Source organism: Streptomyces sp. DH41, from assembly GCF_029813785.1.
In the GTDB taxonomy this organism is placed as follows: Bacteria; Actinomycetota; Actinomycetes; order Streptomycetales; family Streptomycetaceae; genus Streptomyces.
Genome location: NZ_JARVKY010000014.1, coordinates 128,624 through 150,013 on the forward strand (window position 1 = coordinate 128,624; position 21,390 = coordinate 150,013).

Annotated in this window: 18 protein-coding genes and 1 pseudogene; 9 read left to right on the top strand and 10 right to left on the bottom strand. The window is 73.0% G+C overall.

All coding sequences use genetic code 11. From position 1 onward, the window contains the following. Positions 1–20: 20 nt before the first annotated feature. From QC283_RS22810 to QC283_RS22835, 6 genes are all read right to left on the bottom strand, one after another. Entirely contained in the window at positions 21–1,373 is a 1,353-nt protein-coding gene (locus tag QC283_RS22810) for an ABC transporter ATP-binding protein (protein WP_279563483.1), read from the bottom strand. Between the two features lie 354 nt (positions 1,374–1,727). After that, positions 1,728–2,993, bottom strand: a complete 1,266-nt coding sequence (locus tag QC283_RS22815; protein ID WP_279563484.1) for an MFS transporter — start codon at positions 2,991–2,993, stop codon at positions 1,728–1,730. 58 nt (positions 2,994–3,051) lie between these two features. Next, positions 3,052–4,539: a CitMHS family transporter gene (locus QC283_RS22820; protein WP_279563485.1), complete on the bottom strand. Its 1,488-nt coding sequence runs from the start codon at positions 4,537–4,539 to the stop codon at positions 3,052–3,054. A gap of 151 nt (positions 4,540–4,690) precedes the next feature. Beyond that, on the bottom strand, positions 4,691–6,928 hold the full coding sequence (locus tag QC283_RS22825; RefSeq protein ID WP_279563486.1) for a molybdopterin oxidoreductase family protein: 2,238 nt from the start codon (positions 6,926–6,928) through the stop codon (positions 4,691–4,693). A gap of 192 nt (positions 6,929–7,120) precedes the next feature. Next, positions 7,121–7,738 carry a TetR/AcrR family transcriptional regulator gene (locus QC283_RS22830; RefSeq protein ID WP_279563487.1) on the bottom strand — a complete coding sequence of 206 codons (618 nt, stop codon included), beginning with the start codon at positions 7,736–7,738 and terminating at the stop codon, positions 7,121–7,123. A gap of 64 nt (positions 7,739–7,802) precedes the next feature. After that, entirely contained in the window at positions 7,803–8,381 is a 579-nt protein-coding gene (locus QC283_RS22835) for a hypothetical protein (protein WP_279563488.1), read from the bottom strand. A 179-nt stretch (positions 8,382–8,560) separates the two neighbouring features. On the opposite strand from QC283_RS22835, the gene hmgA reads away from it, so the two are divergent. From hmgA to QC283_RS22850, 3 genes are read left to right on the top strand one after another with little or no spacing between them, the layout of a single operon-like run. Next, a complete protein-coding gene (gene hmgA, locus QC283_RS22840) occupies positions 8,561–9,877 on the top strand; it encodes a homogentisate 1,2-dioxygenase (protein WP_279563489.1) in 1,317 nt (438 codons plus the stop codon). A 26-nt stretch (positions 9,878–9,903) separates the two neighbouring features. Further along, on the top strand, positions 9,904–10,653 hold the full coding sequence (locus QC283_RS22845; RefSeq protein WP_279563490.1) for a GntR family transcriptional regulator: 750 nt from the start codon (positions 9,904–9,906) through the stop codon (positions 10,651–10,653). A 22-nt stretch (positions 10,654–10,675) separates the two neighbouring features. Continuing rightward, positions 10,676–11,842 (top strand): type ISP restriction/modification enzyme, encoded by a 1,167-nt coding sequence (locus QC283_RS22850; protein WP_279563491.1) that lies wholly within the window; start codon positions 10,676–10,678, stop codon positions 11,840–11,842. Between the two features lie 306 nt (positions 11,843–12,148). Here the strand turns inward: QC283_RS22850 and QC283_RS22855 are convergent, their stop codons facing one another. Next, the gene (locus tag QC283_RS22855) at positions 12,149–12,418 is read right to left on the bottom strand and encodes a hypothetical protein (RefSeq protein ID WP_279563492.1); all 270 of its coding nucleotides are present in this window, start codon (positions 12,416–12,418) and stop codon (positions 12,149–12,151) included. Between the two features lie 115 nt (positions 12,419–12,533). After that, positions 12,534–12,902 (bottom strand): annotated as a pseudogene (locus tag QC283_RS22860) (anti-sigma factor); the annotation flags it as partial. 256 nt (positions 12,903–13,158) lie between these two features. Here QC283_RS22860 and QC283_RS22865 point away from each other — a divergent pair. Next, on the top strand, positions 13,159–14,829 hold the full coding sequence (locus QC283_RS22865; protein ID WP_279563493.1) for a serine/threonine-protein kinase: 1,671 nt from the start codon (positions 13,159–13,161) through the stop codon (positions 14,827–14,829). Here the strand turns inward: QC283_RS22865 and QC283_RS22870 are convergent. Beyond that, positions 14,799–15,605, bottom strand: a complete 807-nt coding sequence (locus tag QC283_RS22870) for an SGNH/GDSL hydrolase family protein (protein ID WP_279563494.1) — start codon at positions 15,603–15,605, stop codon at positions 14,799–14,801. The two genes, QC283_RS22865 and QC283_RS22870, sit on opposite strands and share 31 nt — an antisense overlap. A gap of 618 nt (positions 15,606–16,223) precedes the next feature. Between QC283_RS22870 and QC283_RS22875 the strand changes: the two genes are divergently transcribed. The 5 genes from QC283_RS22875 (at position 16,224) to QC283_RS22895 (ending at position 20,935) form a co-directional block, all read left to right on the top strand. Further along, complete coding sequence (locus QC283_RS22875) at positions 16,224–17,129, top strand: glycosyltransferase family 2 protein (RefSeq protein ID WP_279563495.1); 906 nt, start codon at positions 16,224–16,226, stop codon at positions 17,127–17,129. After that, entirely contained in the window at positions 17,126–18,127 is a 1,002-nt protein-coding gene (locus tag QC283_RS22880; protein ID WP_279563496.1) for a glycosyltransferase family 2 protein, read from the top strand. The genes QC283_RS22875 and QC283_RS22880 overlap by 4 nt, the downstream gene beginning before the upstream one ends. A gap of 34 nt (positions 18,128–18,161) precedes the next feature. Continuing rightward, positions 18,162–18,935, top strand: a complete 774-nt coding sequence (locus QC283_RS22885) for a polysaccharide deacetylase family protein (RefSeq protein WP_279563561.1) — start codon at positions 18,162–18,164, stop codon at positions 18,933–18,935. A gap of 109 nt (positions 18,936–19,044) precedes the next feature. Then, a complete protein-coding gene (locus QC283_RS22890; RefSeq protein ID WP_279563497.1) occupies positions 19,045–20,139 on the top strand; it encodes a DUF5925 domain-containing protein in 1,095 nt (364 codons plus the stop codon). Between the two features lie 28 nt (positions 20,140–20,167). Then, positions 20,168–20,935, top strand: coding sequence for a DUF72 domain-containing protein (locus QC283_RS22895; protein ID WP_279563498.1), 768 nt, complete (start codon positions 20,168–20,170; stop codon positions 20,933–20,935). Positions 20,936–21,016: 81 nt separating this feature from the next. Here the strand turns inward: QC283_RS22895 and QC283_RS22900 are convergent, their stop codons facing one another. Further along, positions 21,017–21,385 (bottom strand): GntR family transcriptional regulator, encoded by a 369-nt coding sequence (locus QC283_RS22900; RefSeq protein ID WP_279563499.1) that lies wholly within the window; start codon positions 21,383–21,385, stop codon positions 21,017–21,019. Positions 21,386–21,390: the final 5 nt, after the last annotated feature.

Sequence of the window (21,390 nt, forward strand, 5' to 3'; positions counted from 1 at the left end):
CCCTTCAGGGAGGGAAGGATTCAATCCTCCAGGTCCGGCAGCCGCGCCGGGGCGGGGCAGATCCGGTCGCCGTGCTGGTCGAAGACGAACAGGTGGGCGAGGTCGACGAGGAGAGGGACCTGCATGCCGTGGCGGAGGTCGATGTCGGGGGTGGTCCGGACGATCAGGTCGCCGGGGAGGCGGCCGTCGGGAGCGGCGACGGCTGTTCCGGCGGCCGGCGCCCCGTCGTCCCCCGGCCCGTCCATGACGGCCACCGGGCCGGCCCGCAGGGCGCCCGCCCGCTCCTTCAGCCGGTCCAGGACCGAGCCGTCGCGGCGGCGGCGCCCGGCCGGGCGGGCGGCGGGGCGCGGAGCCTCCAGGTCGGGCACGACGGCGGGCCGCGAACCGGTGTTGAAGTGGACGAGGACCTCGTGGCCTTGGAACTCGACGTGCTCCACCAGGCCGGTGAGCAGCACCTCGCCGGGACGGGCGGAGGCGGGCTTCGCGATCCGCACGGCCTCCGAACGCAGGCCCACGATCACCTCACGGCCCTGCTGGACGCGGAGCAACTGGTGGTCCAGGGAGAGCGGTTCGGGCAGGCGCAGGAACTGCTTGCCCAGGCTGATGGTCATCGCCCCGTCGAGCGGCGCCCGTACGAGGCCGCGCAGCAGGTTGATCCGCGGGGTGCCGATGAAGGCGGCGACGAAGACGTTGCGCGGCAGGGCGTACACCGCGCGCGGGCTGTCCACCTGCTGGAGCACACCGCCGCGCAGGACGGCGACGCGGTCACCGAGGGACATGGCCTCGGACTGGTCGTGGGTGACGTAGATCGTGGTGACGCCCAGTTCCCGGGTCAGTTTGGTGATCTCGGCGCGCAGGTGGTTGCGGAGCTTGGCGTCGAGGTTGGACAGCGGCTCGTCCATCAGGAAGGCGGTGGGGTGGCGGGCGATGGCCCGGCCCATGGCGACGCGCTGGCGTTCGCCGCCGGAGAGCTGGGCGGGGAAGCGGTCGAGGAGGTCCTCGATGCCCAGCATGCGGGCCGTGGCGTCCACGCGGGGGCCGGGGTCGGCCTGCGGTGCCTCGACGCGCAGCGGGAAGCCGATGTTCCCGCGGGTCGTCATGTTCGGGTACAGGGCGAAGTTCTGGAAGACCATCGCCATGCTCCGCTCGGAGGGGAGCAGGTCGTTGCCGTACTCGCCGTCCAGCAGCAGTCGGCCGTCGGTGATCTCCTCCAGGCCGGCGATCATGCGCAGCACGGTGGACTTGCCGCAGCCGGAGGGGCCGAGCAGGACGAGGAACTCGCCGGGCGCGATGTCCAGCGACAGCCGGTCCACCACGCGGACGCCTCGCGCGTAGGTCTTGCTCACGTCGTGCAGGGAGATGGCGCGTGTCATGGGAGGTGCCCCCGGGGGCTCACTGAGCGTTGGCGCTCCGCGGTCGGACGCCCTCGTGCGGGTCGTACGGGGCGTGTGAGTCACGGAAGTTAACGGAATGTGCGCGGCGGGGGGAAGACGCTGGACCCAATCCGGGTGCGGGTGTCCATCTGGTGAGAAAGCGGACGGCCGCATTCAGGGGCGTGGTGTCTCAGGAGACGGGCGCCTCGGGACTCGGACACCTCATGACGCGGGCGCCTCGGGACGTGGGCGCGAGGACGGTGGCACGATCCGGCGCCGGGGCCGCCCGACCGGCACGCTTCCGTCGTACGTCCGTGGATCTCCGCCGCGCCCGCCGCGCCCGCGCACGGGCCCCTAACGGGCCGTCCGGCGCGGCGCCCGGCGGCGCGGGGCGTCCGGGGTGTCCAGGGTGTCCTCGGGTTCGTCCCCGGCGGACGGCCGGTTCGCGGCCGGTCCAGTGGACGGGGCGCGCAGGGCGATGCCCGAGGACATGAGCAGCAGGGCGCCGAGCATCACGAACGGCGCGGCCACGCCCGCGACGCCGGCGATCAGGCCCGCCGCGGCGGGCGCGGCGACCTGGCCGAGGCGGTTGCCGGTCAGGCGCAGGGCGAGGGCGGTGGAACGGGCTCCGTCGGGGGCCGCCTGGACGACGGTCGTCATGGACAGCGGCTGGCCGACGCCGAGGCAGAAGCCCAGGACGACCAGCATCAGCCCGAGCGCCCACACCGGCACCGGCAGCGCGACCCCGGCGCACAGCAGGGCGGCCAGCAGGCAGGTGGCCGTGAGCAGCACGGTGCGGCCGAGCAGCCGCAGCAGGGGCGTCAGCACCAGCCGGCAGGCGATCGTGGCGGCGGCCCGCAGGCTGAGCAGTACGCCGATCACGACCGGGGAGATGCCCCGGTGCTCGCCGACCACCGGCAGGTAGGCGGTGAGGATGTCGGTCGCCGACAGGACGGACAGGCTGATCAGGATGCCCGCGGGCACGCCCCGGGCACGCAGGATGCTGCCGACGGGGACACGCGCGCCCTGCTCCGTACGGGACTTGGCGGCCGTCGGGTGCTCTATGCGCCACAGCGACGTGAACGCGACCGCCGCGCCCGCGCCGGCCACCACCAGGGCCAGGGCGCTGCTGGCCGCCATGTCCCGGCCGCCGATCAGCGCGCCCGCCGCGACGGGCCCGACCAGCTGGCCCAGCGAGGCGCCGATGGTGAAGTGGCCGAAGTTGCGGTCCTGTTCGTGCGGCGCGGACTGGCGGGCGACCAGCGACTGGGCGCCGATGACGAAACAGAGGTGGCCGAGACCCATGACGCCGCTCCACAGCGCCATCGCCCACAGGGACCCCGCGACGCCGCTGAGCGCGCAGCCGCCGGCGATGAGGACCACGCCGACGGGCAGCAGCGGCGCGCAGCGGCCGTGGTCGGTGCGGCGGCCGAGCGGGACGGCGGCGAACAGCGGCAGCAGCGCGTACACACCGGCGATGACCCCGACCGCCTGTTCGTCCGCGCCCAGCGCGAGAGCCCGGTAGGAGACGGCGGGCCGGGCCATCGACACCGCCCCCTGCGCGAAGCCGAAGGCGATGACGAGGCGGAGCAGCCAGCCGCGGTTGCCACCGGGCGCCATGGTCGTGTCCCTCCTGGGCGTCCGGCTCCCGCACGGTCGGCGAGAGCCGGGCAGATGATCAGATGATGCCGAACAGGATGCCAGCGGCGAGGATCACCAGGCTCGTGAGGACCGCCCACTTCACCACGAACCGCGTGTGGTCGCCGAACTCGACCTTGGCCATGCCGACCAGGACGTACACGGCCGGGACGAGCGGGCTGGACATGTGCAGCGGCTGGCCGACGATCGAGGCGCGGGCGATCTCCAGCGTCGACACACCGTGCGCCTGACCGGCCTCGGCGAGCACCGGCAGGACACCGAAGTAGAAGCCATCGTTCGACATGAAGTAGGTGAGCGGCAGGCTCAGCAGGCCGGTGACGAGGCCCATGTGCGGGCCCATGCCGTCGGGGATGGTGTCCACGAGCCAGTTGGCCATGTGGTCGACCATGCCGGTGCCGGTGAGGACGCCGGTGAAGACCGCGGCGGCGAAGACCATGCCGGAGACGTTGAGGACGTTGTCGGCGTGGGCCGCGATGCGGGCCTTCTGGTCCGGGATGTGCGGGAAGTTGACGGTGAGCGCGAGCGCGGCGCCGAGCAGGAAGAGCACCGGGATCGGCAGCAGCTCCGTGATCATGGCGGTGAGCAGCGCGACCGTGAGCAGCGCGTTGAACCAGTACAGCTTGGGGCGCAGGGTGGGCCGGTTCGGGTCGAGGCCCTGGAAGTCGTCGTCGGACCCGCCGTCCTCGGCGGCGGCGTCCTCGGACCCACCGGAGCCCGCGGCGGCCTTCCCCGAACCGGCGCCCGAACGCGAACCCGCACCGGCACGGACCCCGGAAGCCGACCCCGGCCCCGAGCCAGCACCCGCACCCGCACCCGCACCCGCACCCGCACCCGCACCGACCAGCGCCGTCTCGCTCTCCGGCTCCCGCACCAGCGCCTCGTCCAGCGTCAGCGTGCCCACTCGCCTGCGCTCGCGCAGACCGAGCACGTACGACAGGGCGACGACCGCGAGCAGACCGACGGCCAGGGCCGGGATCATCGGGACGAAGATGTCGGTGGCGTCGACCTTCAGCGCGGTGGCGGCGCGGGCGGTGGGGCCGCCCCAGGGCAGGGTGTTCATCACGCCGTTGGCCATCGCGGCGACGCCGGTCATCACGACCAGGCTCATCTTCAGGCGCTTGTACAGCGGGTACATCGCCGAGACCGTGATCATGAAGGTGGTGGAGCCGTCGCCGTCCAGCGAGACGATGGCGGCGAGCAGGGCCGTACCGACGACGATCCGCATCGGGTCGGCCTTGCAGAACTTCAGGATGGCCCGGACGATCGGGTCGAAGAGCCCGACGTCGATCATCACCCCGAAGTAGACGATCGCGAACATGAGCATGGCCGCGGTGGGCGCGAGGGTGGACACGCCGTCGATGACGTAGTCGCCGAGTTCGGCGCCCTTGCCGACGAACACGCAGAACAGCGCGGGGATCAGCACGAGCGCCGCGATCGGCGACATCTTCTTCATCATGATCAGGACCAGGAAGGTCGCGATCATGGCGAAGCCGAGGATGGTCAGCATGAGTGAGTACCTAACGTTCGCCCTTGAACATCCCACCGGGGCAGGCGGTGCGAGCGACGTTAGGTGCCGTGAAGCCGCGTTAACAAGACGTTGACATGCGAGCAATAAGCGCAAAACTCCAGGTCACAGCTTTGCGTCGGTCGGCATGGGCTCAGGGGCGGCTCACGGGGACGAGCTCCACGGGTACGCCGTTGAGGACCGCGTTGCCGGAGAGCGGGTCGAGCATGCTGCCGTCGAGGAGCTGGTTGACGTTGACGCCGGGTTCGGCGGCGGCGTGGGTCAGGCGGGTGCCGGGACGGTCGTGCCCCCAGCCGTGCGGGAGGCTGACGACACCCGGCCGGACGGCGTCGGTGACCTCGGCGGGGGCGGTCACCTCTCCCCCGGCGCCCTTGATCCGTACGGGCTGCCCGGCGCGCACACCGAGCCGTTCGGCGTCGTCGGGGTGGAGATGCAGGGTGCAGCGGTTGGAGCCGCCGGTGAGGGCCGGGATGTTGTGCATCCAGCTGTTGTTGGAGCGCAGGTGGCGGCGGCCGACGAGGACGAGCCCGTCGGGACGCTCGGCCAGGGCCTGCCGCAGGCGCGGCAGGTCGTCGGCGATCGGGCCCGGCAGCAGCTCCACCTTGCCGCTGCGGGTCTTCAGCGGCCCCGGCAGGCGCGGGCGCAGCGGGCCGAGGTCGATGCCGTGCGGGTGGGCGAGCAGCCGCTCGAGAGTCATCCCGTCCGCCCGGGCGCCGAAGCCGTCGCCGTAGGGGCCGAGGCGCAGCATCAGGTCGAGGCGTCGCTCGGGACCGTTGTCCCCGGTGAGCTGTGCGGTCAGTTCGCCCGGGTCGCGTCCGTGCACGGGTGAGTGCGGGTCCCGTACCGCCTTGCCCAGGGTCTGCTCGATCACCATGGCGTCGACGGCGGCCGGGTCGGTGCCGTGCGTGCCGGTGGTGGCGAGGGTGAGCCGGGCCAGGATCTCGGTCTCGGCCATGCGGCCGGGTTCCAGAGGGACGGCGGGGCGGGTGTAACGGACCTGGTTGCGCACGGCCAGGGTGTTGAGGGCGAAGTCGTGGTGAGGGCTCTGGGCCGGCGGGGGCGGCGGCAGGACGACGTGGGCGTGGCGAGAGGTCTCGTTGAGGTAGGGATCGACGCTCACCATGAAGTCGAGCGAGTCCAGCGCCTTGTCGAGCCGGTCGCCGTCGGGTGCGGAGAGCACGGGGTTGGCGGCGATGGTGAGCAGCGCGCGGACCGGTTCGCCGATGCCGGTGGCGGTGTCGATCTCCTCGGCGAGCGCGGACAGGGGCAGCTCGCCCTTCGCCTCGGGATGTCCGCTCACCCGCGAGTGCCAGCGGCCGAGCGCGAACCCGCGGCCGGGTCCGGCGGGGCGTGGGGTGCGGTCGGTGGCGGCCTGCGGGAAGAGGGCGCCGCCGGGCCGGTCGAGGTTGCCGGTGAGGATGTTGAGGACGTCCACGAGCCAGCTGGCGAGGGTGCCGTGCGGGACGGTGCAGCTGCCGATGCGGCCGTACACGGCGGCGGTGGGGGCGGCGGCGAGTTCGCGGGCGAGGGCGCGCGTCACGTCGGCGTCCACGTCGCAGGCGGCGGCGACGGACTCGGGGGTGAAGTCGCGTACGGCGTCGCGGACTTCGTCCTTCCCTTCGACGTATGGGGTCAGGGCGCCCAGGTCGACCAGGTCCTCTTCGAACAGTACGTGGGCCATGGCGGCCAGCAGCAGCGCGTCGGTGCCGGGGCGGATCGCCACGTGCCGGTCGGCGAGCCTGGCGGTGCGGGTGCGGCGCGGGTCGATGACGGTGAGGGTGCCGCCGCGGGCCCTGAGCGCCTTGAGCCGGCCGGGGAAGTCGGGGGCGGTGCACAGACTGCCGTTGGACTCCAGCGGGTTGGCGCCGATCAGGAGCAGGTGGTCGGTGCGGTCGAGGTCGGGGACCGGGATGGCGTTCGCGTCGCCGAAGAGCAGCCCGCTGGAGACGTGCTTGGGCATCTGGTCGAGCGTGGAGGCGGTGAAGAGGCTGCGGGTGCCGAGGGCGCCGCGCAGTACGGCCGGGTAGAGGGCACCGGCCACGGTGTGGACGTTGGGGTTGCCGAGGACGATGCCGACGGAGTGCGGTCCGTACCGCTCGACGACGGGCCGGATCCCGGCGGCGACCGCGTCGAACGCCTCCTCCCAGGTTGCCTCGCGCAGCTCGCCGTCCCTGCGTACCAGGGGTGTGCGCAGCCGGTCGGGGTCGGCGTCGGCGGCCCCGAAGGAGGCGCCCTTGGGACAGACGAAGCCGCGGCTGAAGACGTCGTCGCGGTCGCCGCGGGCGGCGGTGACCGTGGTGCCGTCGATGGTGAGGGCCAGGCCGCAGGTGGCCTCGCACAGGGGGCAGATACGCAGGGCGGTGCGGGACACGGGTCCTCCCGGTGGCGGCGGTGACGCACGGACGTGGAACCTCGCGGCGAGCATACCGACCGGTAGGCATGTTGGGGAGGCTTCGCGCCGACGGTTGTGTGAACGGCCGTGTGACATCGACCCGACGACCGAGCGCGGCCGGCCCGTCAGCCCGAGTCCGGCCGGCCTGACAGCCCGAGTCCGGCCGGCCCGTCAGTCGAGCACGCGCCCCAGATAGGCCCGCAGCAGCTCCCGGGCCTCCTCGATGATCTTCTCGTCCCCTTCCGGCGCGACCCGGAAGGCGAGTTGCACGAGGGCGTCGGCGGTCTCCACGGCGACGAGGAAGGCGCGGCGCAGGTCGTCGTCGGGGCGGCGGCCCAGGTAGCCGGCGAGCAGCTCGGTGAGCCGGTCGGCGACGCGGTGGTTGGGCACGGCGTGGCGGCCGCCGACCGGCATCTGGTTGCCGAAGTCGATCAGGGAGAAGCCGGGCGCGGTCCGCTTCATCGCCAGGTACTCGTCCAGCACCGCGTCCAGCGCCCCGCGCCAGCCGCCGTCACCTGCCTCCGTGAGGCGTTCGGTCACCCGCTCCGCGTAGTGCTCCAGGTTCCGCTGGGCCAGCGCGTCGGCCATCTGCCGCTTGTTGCCGAAGAAGCGGTACACCGAGCCGATGGGGACGTCCGCGCGCAGCGCCACGGCCCGGGTGCTCAGGGCGTCGTAGCCGACCTCGTCGAGGAGGTCGGCGCAGGCGTCGAGGATCCGGGTCAGCCGTTCGGCGCTGCGCCGCTGCACGGGGGCGCGGCGGAGCGAGGTCGCGTGGGACACGGTCTTCATGATGCCCTTTCGCAGCGGTCCGGTGAACTGTGACCTTCAGTACGGCGCCGGCCACCGGCTCCACTCACCGGGCCGCCGTGCGCGCGGGCGGCGCCTGGTCCTCGATCTCCTCGGGCTGGGTCGCCTCCGTCGGCTCCGCGTCCGACGCCGTGATGTCCGCCGTGCTCTGGACGGGCTCGCCGTCGACGGCCCAGACGGTGCCGTCGTCGGCGTACAGGCGGGCCGTGAGCTGGTGGGTGCCGCGCGGTACGAGGTCGTCGGCGAGGCGGTACTCCGGGCCGCGCAGGCGGACGAGGAGGTCGCCGTCGAGGAAGAGGTGGGCGACGCCGCGACCCGCCACCGCCTTCGCCTCCGTCCCGGCCGGCGAGAACCGGAAGTCGCGGACGGTCAGGCGTACGTCCCAGCTGTCGTCGGTGTCGGGCTGCACCTCGACACCGACCTCGGGCGCGTGCTCTTCGTCCACCTCCCGATAGCGCCGGCCCTCCTCGTCGGTGGCGTCGAGCAGCCTGCCCACCGGCGTGGCCGAATCCCTGGCCTCCGGTTCGCCCGTACCGCCCGTATCACTGGAGCCGCAGCCCGCGGATCCGGTCAGCAGCAGGACACAGACCGCGAGCACGGCCAGCACTCTCCGCATCCACGACATGACGGGAGACTAGAACACCGGTCCGACAGTCCGGATCCCCCGGGGGTCCGGTTCGGTCATCCTCCCCCGGGATGACCTACGTGGACCCGAACCCCGTACGAGCTCTTGCGCGCGGGAAACCGCAATCCTACGGTGTCCCATAGGAATCGGGTGGGAATCGGTTTGCGAGGGAGCGATCAATGAGCGGGGACGCGCGGAAGACCGCGGAGGGACTGGCCTATCTGTCCGGTTTCGGCAACGAGCACAGCTCGCAGGCCGTTCCGGGGGCGCTGCCCGAAGGCCGGAACTCGCCGCAACGGGCGCCCCTGGGCCTGTACGCGGAACAGCTGAGCGGCACGGCGTTCACGGAGCCGAGGGCGGAGAACCGGCGTTCGTGGCTGTACCGGATCCGCCCGTCGGCCGCGCACCCGGCGTTCACCCGCACGGGCAACGGCGCGATCCGCACGGCGCCTTTCACCCAGGCCGTACCGGACCCGAACCGGCTGCGGTGGAACCCGCTGCCCGAGCCGGAGGCGGGGACCGACTTCCTGGCGGGCCTGTGGACACTGGGTGGCAACGGCGACGTCACCCAGCGCTCCGGCATGGCCGTGCACCTGTACCACGCCACGGCCTCCATGGAGCGCGTCTTCAGCGACGCCGACGGCGAGTTGCTGATCGTCCCGGAGCGCGGCGGTCTGCTGCTGCGCACCGAGTTCGGGATGCTGCACGCCGAGCCCGGCCATGTGGCGCTGATCCCGCGCGGGGTCCGCTTCCGCGTGGAACTGCTCGACGAGGACGCCCGCGGCTACGTCTGCGAGAACTACGGCGCCCCCTTCCGCCTCCCCGACCTCGGCCCGATCGGCGCCAACGGCCTGGCGAACGTACGGGACTTCATGGCACCGGTCGCGGCGTACGAGGACGTCGAGGGTCCGGTGGAGGTGGTCAACAAGTTCTGCGGCAACCTCTGGACCGCGACCTACGACCACTCCCCGCTCGACGTGGTCGCCTGGCACGGCAACCATGTCCCGTACGTCTACGACCTGCGGCGTTTCAACGTCATCGGCACCATCTCGTACGACCACCCGGATCCGTCGATCTTCACGGTGCTGACCTCCCCGTCGGACACCCCCGGTCTCGCGGGCGTCGACTTCGTGGTCTTCGCGCCGCGTTGGCTGGTGGGCGAGGACACCTTCCGGCCGCCGTACTTCCACCGGAACGTGATGAGCGAGTACATGGGCCTGATCGAGGGTGCCTACGACGCCAAGGCGGAGGGCTTCGTGCCGGGCGGCGGCTCGCTGCACAACATGATGTCGGCGCACGGTCCGGACCGGGAGACCTTCGAGCGGGCGAGCGCGGCCGAGCTGAAGCCGCAGCGGATCGACGACGGGCTGGCGTTCATGTTCGAGACGCGCTGGCCGGTGACCCTCACGCCCCAGGCGGCCCGCGCCGAGCACCTGCAACCGCGCTACGACGACGTCTGGCGGGGCATGGAGCGTCACTTCCGCCCCTTGCACTGAGGATTCCCTACCGGTACGGATGGCCCGTGACCTCCTTCGCCCCGGACTCCATCGTCCTGAACCGCAAGCTGCCGCTGTGGTACCAGGTGTCGCAGTCGCTGCGCGCGTCGATACTCGGCCGCTCCCCCCGGGACCCGCTGCGCCTGCCCACGGAGGAGCAGTTGGCCGGCCACTACGGGGTGAGTGTGCTGACCATGCGGCAGGCGCTGAAGGAGCTGGAGGACGAGGGACTGATCACCCGTCATCGGCGGCGCGGCACGTTCATCGAGCCCGACGCCCGGCGGGGGGCGCCGGTGCGGCTGCTGGGTTCGGTCGACGCGATCGTGGCGCAGCAGTCCGGTATGAAGGCCGAGTTGCTGGGCCACGGCACCGGCTCCGTGCCGCCCGAGCTCGCCGAGTACTTCCCGGACCTGGCGGAGACGGCGACGTACCACCGGCTGCGCTGCGACGAGCAGACGGGCGAGCCCACCAACCACGCCCGCAACTACGTCCGTCCCGAGGTCGCCGCCCGCATCGACGTGGACGACCTGGCCCGTTGGCCGATGACCAAGGTGCTGCGGGACGTGGTGGGCATGGACATCAGCCGGATCACGGACACCGTGGAGGCCCGGCTCGCGGACCCGGAGACGGCGCGGCTGCTGGAAGTCCCGCTGCTCAGCCCGATCCTGCACTACACGGGCATCACCTACGACACGGTGGGGCGGGTCCTGGACGTGGCGGTCATCCACTACCGGGGGGACCGTTTCTCGTTCACGGTCACCCTGGATGCCACGTGAGGCCGTGGCGGCCCGTCGTACGATGCCAGGCGTGACGCACGACGACGACGCTCCGCCGCTGGCGGACCTCATGCCGTGGTCCGTCGCACCGCCGCGGCTCGGCCGGGCGTGGCCGGCGGCCCCCGACGCGGCGTCCCTGAAGGCCCGCTGGGAAGCCCTGGTGAAGGCTGGAGGACCCGACCGCGAGGCCCTGTTCGAGCCGACGCGCTCGCGTACGCCGCACACGGCGGTCGGGCGGCTGCCGGGCGGCTTCGGCGGCACCGGAAGGCTGGCGCGGGCCTCGGGACCGTGTCCGGAGCCGGTGCGCGTGCTGCGCGCGCCCTTCGACGAGCAGTGGCTGATTCCCGACCACCGGCTGATCGACGCGGCCCGTCCGGAGCTGTGGCGGGTGACGGACGAGCGGCAGGTGTTCGTCGTGGAGGCGTCCGGAACCACCGCCGGTCCTCCGCTGCTCCTCGCGACCTCCCGGCTGCCGCTGCTCGGCGGCGCCCGGATACGCCCGCTGTACCGCCGTCCCGGCGGGACGGAGCCGAACCTGGCCCCGGGCCTCCTCGACCACCTGGCCGCCCGGCTCGGCCGGCGCCCCGACCCGGTGGAGGTACTGGCCTGGGCGGTGGCCACCGTGCGGGAGGGCCCCCGGGTGCCGCTCACCGCGGACCCCGCGCTGTGGGAGCGCGGCGTCGGCCTGGGCCGGCGCGCCCTGTGGCTGATGCGCCGCGACGGCGAGCGCCCCAGGCTGCCCGGCGGCCGTCGCCCGTACGTCCGCGCCCCGCTGCCCGCGCGCCCGGTGACCGTGCGCTACGACCGGGACGAGGAGGCGCTGTATCTGGACGAGGGCCGGGTCTCCCCCGTGCCGCCGGGTGCCTGGGACTTCGAGGCGGGCGGGGCGCGGGTGCTGGAGCAGTGGTTCGCGGCCCGCACCGCCGAGGGCGAGCCGGGCACGCTGGCGGCGATCCGCCCGGCCACCTGGCCGCAGACGTGGACGTCGGAGCTGCTGGAACTGATCACGGTCCTCGCCCTGCTCGCCGAGGTGCGGCCGCGGTGCCTGGAGCTGGCGGTGACGGAGGAGATCACGGCGACCGAGCTGCGCGAGGCGGGCGTGCTGCCGGCTCCCCCGAAGGCCCGCCGGCCGGCCTCCGTGCTGGACGGCCGGGAGGAGGGGCCGGAGGGGCAGCTGACGCTGCTGTGAGCGTGCGCGTGCTTTTGTAGGCCTCCCGGCTCAGGCGAACCCGTCCAGCACCCGCGTCACCGCCGGGTGGGAGACGGCGGGACGAGGACGTGAGAGCACGTACGGAGGTGTACGGGACGTACGGGGTGTACGGGGGCGTACATACGGACGAACCCGTGGGGCGAACACGGGGACGGGCGTACGGGGGACGGAGGGGGAATCACCCGCGCTCGGGAACACACCGAGGCGCCGCTGCGTGCCGTGGGGATGACGGACGAGTGAGCGGCGGCGCCGCGCCGGGACGGTGTGACCGCCGGCGCGCGGGCCTCAGTTGCTGCCGAACAGTGAGCGACGCAGTCGGCGCAGTGGCGCGAACAGCGAGACCCGGCGCACCCTGGCGCCCCTGCTGCTGCGCTTGTGCGCGGGCTCACGCGCGGTCAGCTCGCGCATCAGCGACGTCGCCTCGACTGTCTCCCGTTGCGGGAGGGCAGGCCCTCCGAGCACCGCGAGATGCCGGTCGAGACGCGAGCTGGTCGCGCTGCCTCCGCACGTGATCGCAGGGACCCTTGCCCTGCTGCGCACTGTTATCTGTTCCATGTCACTCCCCACCCGTACGAGTCCACCCGGCCCGGGCAGAGTAACCCTATCGCCCCGGTACGGCATGCGTGTATCGCGGTCACAGGATTCACCTTCCCCGTAAGGGGGTTGACGATCACTCTCCGAATCCGACAGATTCCAGGGCGAGTTGGACAACCGGCCTGCTCGTCGGTCGGGCCGAGCCCCCTTCGGGTTCGACCGTCACGGCCAGTGAGGTGGCGGACCGGCTCAGACCGGAGGCGTACAGGGGCACGCCGGTGTCGAGGAGCCCCAGGGAGCGCGGCCCGGCGCCGGGGCGCATGAGCCACAGTTGGCGCACGCGGTCGGCGGACGGCTCGCCGTAACCGCTCAGGGTGACGACCGCGCGCCCCTCGGACGCGGAAGCGACCACCTCGACACCGCGCCCCTGTTCGTCCTGGCCACTCGTCGCGCGGACGTCCGGAGCGGCGAGAACGTGGGCGATCTCACGTGCCCGGCCCCGCGCGGAGCCTGTGCGGGGGTCCACGCGCCGGCCCGCGAACGGGCGCGGGCTCTCGCGCGGTGGTGCGTACTCGGGAGGAGTTACGGATCAGCGGGCGCACAACGCGAAGCGGACGGGCACGTGGTGGTCGCGGAACCGGATCCCGGCTCTGCTCAGGGGGTCGCATCCGCCCTCGGCTGAGCTACTTTTGGGAGGAATACGGGAGAAGTACGGGCCCGTTCCCGGGGCATGTCCGCGTGAGAGGCCGTAGGGGGCGCCGGTGTCCGAGGAACCGGGCGGGGAGCGCGTGGTCGCCGGCCGCTACCGTCTCCTGGCCCCGCTCGGCGAGGGCGGCATGGGCACGGTGTGGCGCGCTCGCGACGAGGTGCTGCACCGCGAGGTCGCCGTCAAGGAGGTGCGCGCGCCGGCCGGGTTGCCGGAGGCCGACGTGCGGCGGATGTACGCGCGGCTGGAGCGCGAGGCGTGGGCCGCCGCCCGGATCTCCCACCACAACGTGGTCACGGTGTACGACGTGGCCACCGACGGCGGCCGGCCCTGGATCGTGATGGAGCTGGTCCGCGGGCTGTCGCTGGCCGACCTGCTGGAGGGCGAGGGCCCGCTGGAGCCGCCGCGTGCCGCGCGGATCGGTGCCGAGGTGCTGGCCGCGCTGCGGGCCGCGCACGGGGCGGGGGTGCTGCACCGGGACGTGAAGCCGGCCAACGTGCTGCTGGGGAACGACGGCCGTGTGGTGCTCACCGACTTCGGGATCGCCAGGGTCGAGGGAAGTTCGGCGCTGACCATGACCGGCGAGGTCATCGGTTCGCCCGAGTTCCTCGCCCCGGAGCGGGCGCTGGGCCGCACGCCCGGCCCCGAGTCCGACCTCTGGTCGCTGGGCGTGCTGCTGTACACGGCGGTCGAGGGCGCCTCCCCCTTCCGCCAGGACACCCCGCTGAGCACACTGCGGGCCGTCGTCGACGAGGAATTGCCGCCGCCGCACCGAGCGGGTGCGCTCACGCCCGTCGTCGAGGGCCTGCTGCGCAAGGACCCGGCCGAGCGGCTCCCCGCCGAGCGGGCGGAGCGGGAGCTGCGGCTCGTGGCTGCCGGGGGCGCCCCCGGGGGAGGCGCACCGCGCGCGGACACGGTGCCGCCGGGTGCGTACGCCCCGTCGGTCGCGGCCCCTGCCGAGCCGGGGGCCTCGCCGACTCCCCCGGTGCCCGGTCCGGCGACGGCTGCCACGTCCGCGTCGGCCCCCTCGCCCTCGGCGTCCGCGGGCCGGGACCGGCGTGCGCGGTTCGCTCTGGTCCTGGGGTCGGCGGTGCTCGCACTGGCGCTGGCCGGACTGACGTACGCGCTGCTGGACCGTTCGGACGGCGGTGGCGGCACGGCGGGTTCGGGCGGGAGCACGGACCCCGGGGCGAGTTCGGCCGCGCCGAGCCGGACCGAGCACGGCGAGGAGCCGAGCCGGTCGGCCTCTTCCCACAGCTCCAGATCGGCAAGCAGCCCTCCCCCGCAGTCGGTGAGGGTCTCCGTGGCGGGCTCGCACACCGGCTACTCGGGAACCTGTCCGCCCCCGCACGCCCGGGCGCCCGCCTTCACGGCGACGTTCACGGTGGGGCGGCTGCCCGCGCGGGTCGGCTACCGCTGGGTGACGGAGGACGGGTCGGTCTCCGACCCGGGCTGGAAGACGCTGTCCTTTCCCGCGGACGGTGACCGCTCGCGGCAGGATTCGGTCGTCGTGACGACGAACGCCGGCAGCGGCACGTTCGAGAGCGCCGTCCGCGTGGAGGTGCGGACGCCGGTGGAGGCCACGTCGAACTCGGTGGCGTTCTCCATGACCTGTGAGGCGGGGACGGAGACGGGGACGGAGACCCCGACGGGCGGGGCCTCCCCTTCCTCTTCTCCTTCTCCTTCCGTTTCCGGTCAGGCGGCGCTGTCGAGGACCGGCAGGTAGCCGCCGGACTGGCCGGCCGCGGTCGGGTGGTACGACTCGCCGATGTTCAGCCAGTTCACGCTGTGCAGCCAGGAACTGCCGGAGCAGATCTCGTGGCCGGTGAAGGGTGCTCGTACGTCGCCGAAGGTGAAGCCGTGGTCGGCGGCGCGCTTGGCGATGGCGGTGTTGAGGTGGTCGGAAGCGTCGTTGATCGCCTTCCGCTTGGCCTCGGAGAGGCCGATGCAGGAGGTCCCGAGCTGGTAGAAGCGCGGGTAGCCGATGACGACGACGTGGGCACTGGGCGCCTTGCTGCGGATCGCCGAGTAGACGTTGTCGAGGTTGCCGGGCAGCGTCGAGTCGACGTACGCCCTCGCGGTGGCGATCCGCGAAAGGCAGGAGCTCTCGGACTGGAGCACACACGTCATCATGACGTCGGCGAAGCCGGCGTCGTTGCCGCCGACACTGATCGAGACCAGGCCGGTGGCGGAGCTGAGCGGGCCGAGCTGTCCGGCGAGAACATCACCCGTACGGGCGCCGGAGCAGGCGGTGAAGTCGAACGTCGAGGGTGAATGGGCTGCCGCCCACAGGTACGGGTGGGACTTGGTGCTGCGCTTGCAGTCGCCGCTGGAGCTGATGTAGCCGCCCGCTCCGACCCCGGAGGAGTAGGAGTCGCCGAGCGCCACATAGCCCTCGGCCGCGGTGGGTTGGGCCGCCTGAGCGGTCGCGGCCCCGGTGAGGGCGGCGCCGGCGGCGAGGAGGACTGAACTCAGGAAGCCGACAAGTCGGAAACGTCTCATGGAACCTCCCTTAGCAGAATCTCTGCCACAACCGTGGTAGCAGCTACGCGCGTTGACTGGAAGTGTCCATGCCAAAGATTGGCTGACAGTCATTCAATATCGGACGAAAGTCAGCGGGAAGGCCGGTGCGGTCTTGACGCTCTCCGGCGAGCTGCGTCACATTGAGGCCCGGCATCTTGGGCTTCGGGGGGCAAAGCGGAACGGTCCGGGGGACCCACACCGCGCGACAACACCCCACAAGAAGAACGGATGACGGCAAACCAACAAAAACGTGAGACCTGGCTCCAGGTCTTGCCATACGGGTTCAATCGTCAATACCGTCATACATCTTCCGCATCGGTACGTCGGCAAGCGGCCCAGGGGAGGGCTCGAGGCCGCGGCGGACCGGGGCGGGACGCGCGGTAGGGGGGTGCCGTGCTCGGTGACCGCACCGGTGACCGGGCCGTGCCGCGCAGTCGGTCGCCGTTTCTTTCCGGCGCCGGCAGGCTTCGCCAGCTCACCTGACACGCACGGAGATCCATGCCGTCGCGCCGTGGGTGATAACCCCCCTTTCGAACCGGATACAGAGCCGGACCGCCCCTGGGGCGGGCGGTCCGCCGGACGAGAGGGACCAGACTCATGAGCTCAGTCCTGCAGCCGGCGTCGACGGGCAACGAGCCGTCGCGCGAGCCGTCTTCCGATCCGACACCCGCCGGGAAGTACCGGCCCGTCTCCTCGCACCTGGCGATAGCACCGCCGGTGAGCGTGGTGATACCCGCCATGAACGAGGCGGAGAACCTTCCCTACGTCTTCAAGACACTGCCCGACTGGGTCCACGAGGTGGTCCTGGTGGACGGCAACTCCACCGACGACACCGTCGAGGTCGCCCGGGAGCTGTGGCCGGACGTCAAGGTCGTCGAGCAGCGCGGCAAGGGCAAGGGTGACGCGCTGATCACCGGCTTCGAGGCGTGCACCGGGGACATCATCGTGATGGTCGACGCCGACGGCTCGGCCGACGGCCAGGAGATCGTGTCGTACGTCTCCGCCCTCGTCTCGGGCGCGGACTTCGCCAAGGGCTCGCGCTTCGCCAACGGCGGCGGCACCGACGACATGACCTTCATCCGCAAGCTCGGCAACCGCGCCCTGTGCGCGGTGGTCAACCGGAAGTTCGGCGCCCGCTACACCGACCTGTGCTACGGCTACAACGCCTTCTGGCGGCACTGCCTGGACAAGATCGACCTCGACTGCACCGGCTTCGAGGTCGAGACCCTGATGAACATCCGGGTCGTCAAGGCCGGTCTGAAGGTCCAGGAGATACCCAGCCACGAGTACCTGCGCATCCACGGCGTCAGCAACCTGCGCGCCGTACGGGACGGGCTGCGGGTGCTCAGAGTGATCCTCGACGAGCGTTCCAACCGGCGGGCGCTGCGCAGCCGTACGCACGCGCCGACGCTGGCCTCGGTCGGCCCCGTGGGACCGGTCGGTCCGGCGGGCCCGGTCGTCCCGGCCGTCCCGGCCGTCCCGGTCCGGAGGAAGGCGTCTTGAGCGGTTCCGACGCCGCGCTCACGATCTCCGTCGTGATCTGCGTCTACACCGAGGACCGCTGGGAGGACATCCTCGCGGCGGTCTCCTCGGTGCGGGGGCAGTCCCACCCGGCCCGGGAGACGCTGCTGGTCGTCGACCACAACCAGGCGCTGAGGGACCGGCTGCTGAAGGAGTACAAGGAGACGCGGGAGGTGCGGGTGCTCGCCAACGCGGGCCCCCGCGGCCTGTCCGCCGGCCGCAACACCGGCATCGCCGCCTCGCGCGGGGAGGTGATCGCCTTCCTCGACGACGACGCCGTGGCCGAACGCGACTGGCTGCGGCACTTCGCCGAGGGGTACGCCGACCCGGCGGTCGTCGCCGTCGGCGGGCGCACGGTGCCGGTCTGGGCGTCCGGACGCCGGCCCGACTGGTTCCCGGAGGAGTTCGACTGGGTGGTGGGCTGCACGTACCGGGGCCTGCCGCCCGGCCGGGTCCGGGTGCGCAACGTGCTGGGCGGCAACGCGTCCTTCCGGCGCGAGGCGTTCGACGCGGCGGGCGGCTTCGCCACCGGTATCGGGCGCGACGGTGACAAGCGTCCGCTGGGCTGCGAGGAGACCGAGCTGTGCATCCGGCTCTCCCGCGCCCGGCCCGACGCCGTACTGCTGATCGACGACCGCGCGGTGATCCACCACCGGGTGCCGAAGGCGCGCGAGCACTTCGGCTACTTCCGTACCCGCGCCTACGCCGAGGGCCTGTCCAAGGCCCTGGTGGCGCGCAGCGTCGGCGCGGACAAGGGCCTGGAGTCCGAACGCCGGTACGCCACCCGCGTCCTGCCGGCCGGCGTGGTGCGCGGGCTGCGGGACGCCGTACTGGCCCGGCCGGGCGGCGCGGGCCGGGCGGGCGCGATCGTCGCCGGGGTGCTCACGGCGGCGGGCGGCTACGTGGTGGGGAGCCTGCGGGCACGGCGGGGCGGGGCCGCCTTCTCCGTGGCGCCCATCGAGGGGGGCGCGCGTGGCTGAGGCGGACGAGGCCGACGCGCGCGTGCCGGCCCTCATGTACCACGCGGTCGCGGCCGAACCCAACGAGGCGACCCGCGACCTGTCGGTGACTCCGGAGGCGTTCGCCGAGCAGATGGCGGCGATCGCCGACCGGGGCCTCACCCCGATCGGCACGGCGGAACTGGCCGCCGCCTGGCGCTCCGGACGCCCCCTGCCGAAGCGACCCGTCCTCATCACCTTCGACGACGGCTACGAGGGCGTGCACCGGCATGCCCTGCCCGCCCTCGCGCGGCACGGCTTTCCGGCCACCCTGTTCGTCTCGACCGGCTGGCTGCGCGGCCCGTACGACACCGGGGGCGCCCTGGACACCATGCTCGACTGGGACCAGGTCCGCGAACTGGCCTCCGCCGGCGTGGAGATCGGCGGGCACAGCCACACCCACCCGCAGCTCGACCAGCTCGCCGAGGAGCGGCTGCGGTACGAGCTGATCCACTGCAAGGAGATCGTCGCCGACCAAGTGGGCACCGTACCGGCCTCGTTCGCCTATCCCTACGGGTACTCCGACCGCCGGGTGCGGCGGGCGGTGCGCGAGACGGGGTACGCGCAGGCGCTCGCCGTCGGCAACGGCCTGGCTCGCCGCGTCCAGGGGCCGTACGCCCTGCGGCGGGTCACCGTGCGCAGGAGTACGGGGCCCGACGAGTTCGCCCGGCTCGTCGAGGGCCGCGCGATCGCCCGTACCTTCGCCCGGGACCGGGCTCTCACCAAGGGATACGCCGTACTGCGCAGGGCCCGGCAGGTGCGGGGGCGGGTACTGGGGACCGGTGCCTGAACCGCCGGCCCCCGGCCGCCCCGGCCGCCCCGTGCCGAGTGGGCCGGGTGCGCCGGGTGCGCCCGGGAAACCGGGTGCACGCGGCAGCCGGGTGCCGGATCATGGCGGCATGTCCGTGAACCCGCACGACACCCTGCCGATCCGGCTCAACGTCGACGACAGCGACTCCCCGTCCGATGTCGTCGACGCGCTGTTCCTCGGCCGTTTCGCGACGGGCGAGCAGCCCTTCGCGCACGCGGCGAACATCGACCGCGTGCGGTCCGGGGCGACACTGCTGCCGCCCGGCGCCCGCGTGCTGCGGCTCGCCCGCGACGACGACCGCAGCGCGACGCTCGCGGAGGGCGACGGCTGGACGCTGCTGATCTCGCGCTGGAACCGGGGCGCCGACGTCACGGTGACGGCGACCAGCGCCGACCTGGCCGAGAAGGTGCTCGCCGACGCGACGGACGGCGCGGCGGACGAGCCCGAGCCGCAGCCGGAGAACGTCACGATGGGCTTCTGGTACGTCTCCCCGCGCCGCGGCCCGCACCGCACCACCCGGCAGATCTCCGCGGGCACCTGGGACGAGGTCCGAGCCAACTACACGGCGCCGGTCGCGGACGCGATGGACGGCCTGATGAAGACGACCCCCGAGGACATCGCGGGCCGGCTGCTGCTCCTGCACGGGCCGCCCGGCACCGGCAAGACGTCGGCGCTGCGCACGCTCGCCCGGTCCTGGCGGGACTGGTGCCAGGTGGACTGCGTGCTGGACCCGGAGCGGCTCTTCTCCGACGTCGGCTACCTGATGGACATCGCCATCGGCGAGGAGGACTCGGCGGGCAAGGGCCGCTGGCGGCTGCTGTTGCTGGAGGACTGCGACGAGCTGATCCGCGGCGAGGCCAAGCACACCGCCGGCCAGGCGCTCTCGCGGCTGCTGAACCTGACCGACGGGCTGCTCGGCCAGGGCCGCAACGTGCTGGTGGGGGTGACCACCAACGAGGACCTGGAGCGCCTCCACCCCGCCGTCGTCCGTCCCGGCCGCTGCCTGGCCCGCATCGAGGTCGGCCCGCTGACCCGCCGGGAGGCGGTGGACTGGCTGGGCACCGAGGAGGGAGTGGGCCGGGAGGGCGCCACGCTGGCGGAGCTGTACGCGCTGCGCCGGGGTACCTCGCCCACCGCGCTGCCGGAGCCGCGGGCCGGGGCGGAGGCCGGCCTCTACCTGTAGCGGGGACGGTCGGGTGTTTGATGGGGGTGTGACCCTTTTCGTCGGCACGTCGGGCTGGCAGTACCGGGACTGGCGGGGCGTCCTGTACCCGCCCGGCCTGCCCGTGCGGCTGTGGCTGGAGCGGTACGCGGCCGGTTTCGCGACGGTCGAGATCAACAACGCGTTCTACCGGCTGCCCACGCGCGAGACGTTCGAGGCGTGGCGCGATCGGGTCCCGGCGGACTTCGTGGTCGCGGTCAAGGCGAGCCGCTATCTCACCCACATCAAGCGCCTGCGGGACCCCGAGGAGCCGGTCGACCGCCTGATGACCCGCGCGGCGGGCCTGGGCGACCGCCTCGGCCCGGTCCTGCTGCAACTGCCGCCGACGCTGCGGGGCGACGCGGGCCTCCTGGACGCCTGCCTCGCCCGCTTCCCGCCCGGCACCCGGGTCGCGGTGGAACCCCGGCACGCATCCTGGTGGACGCCCGAGGTGCGCGGGGTCCTCGAGTCCCGGGGCGCGGCCCTGTGCTGGGCCGACGTCCGGGCCCGCCCGGTCGCCCCGCTGTGGCGCACCACGGACTGGGGCTACGTCCGCTTCCACCAGGGGCGTGCCGCGCCGTGGCCGCGCTACGGACGCCGGTCGCTGACGACGTGGATCGACCGCGTCGGGTCAACCTGGCCGGACGACCACGACGTCTTCGCGTACTTCAACAACGACCCGGACGCGGCGGCCGTCCGGGACGCGACGACGTTCGCCGGGCTGGCGCGAGCCGCGCGGCTGACGGTCACCCGCACACCCCGGGGGGCACGGGGCTGAGACAGGGTGCGGCTTCGCGGCGCGGGCGCGACGAGCCGCGACGCGCCCCCGGCCGAGCGCGGGCCCCCGGCGAAACGGCGCTCAATCCCCGTAGGCCGCCCGCAGGGCATCCCGCACCGCGCCCAGCGCATCCGACTCCGTACCCCCGAGCCGCCGCGCCCGCGAGGCGTACTCCTGTGCGGCGGACGCCAACTCCCGCTCCGCCGCCGAGCCCGCGGCCGCGACGAACGTTCCGTTGCGCCCCCGCGTCTCGATCACCCCGTCCCCCTCCAGCGCCCGGTACGCCTTGGCGACCGTGTTCGCGGCGAGCCCCAGGGACTCGGCCAGCCCGCGCACGGTCGGCAGCCGGTACCCGACCGGCAGCGCCCCCGACCGCGCCTGTTCGGAGATCTGCGCGCGCACCTGCTCGTAGGGCGGGGCACCGTCGTCGATATGGATCTTCAAGGTCACGCGGC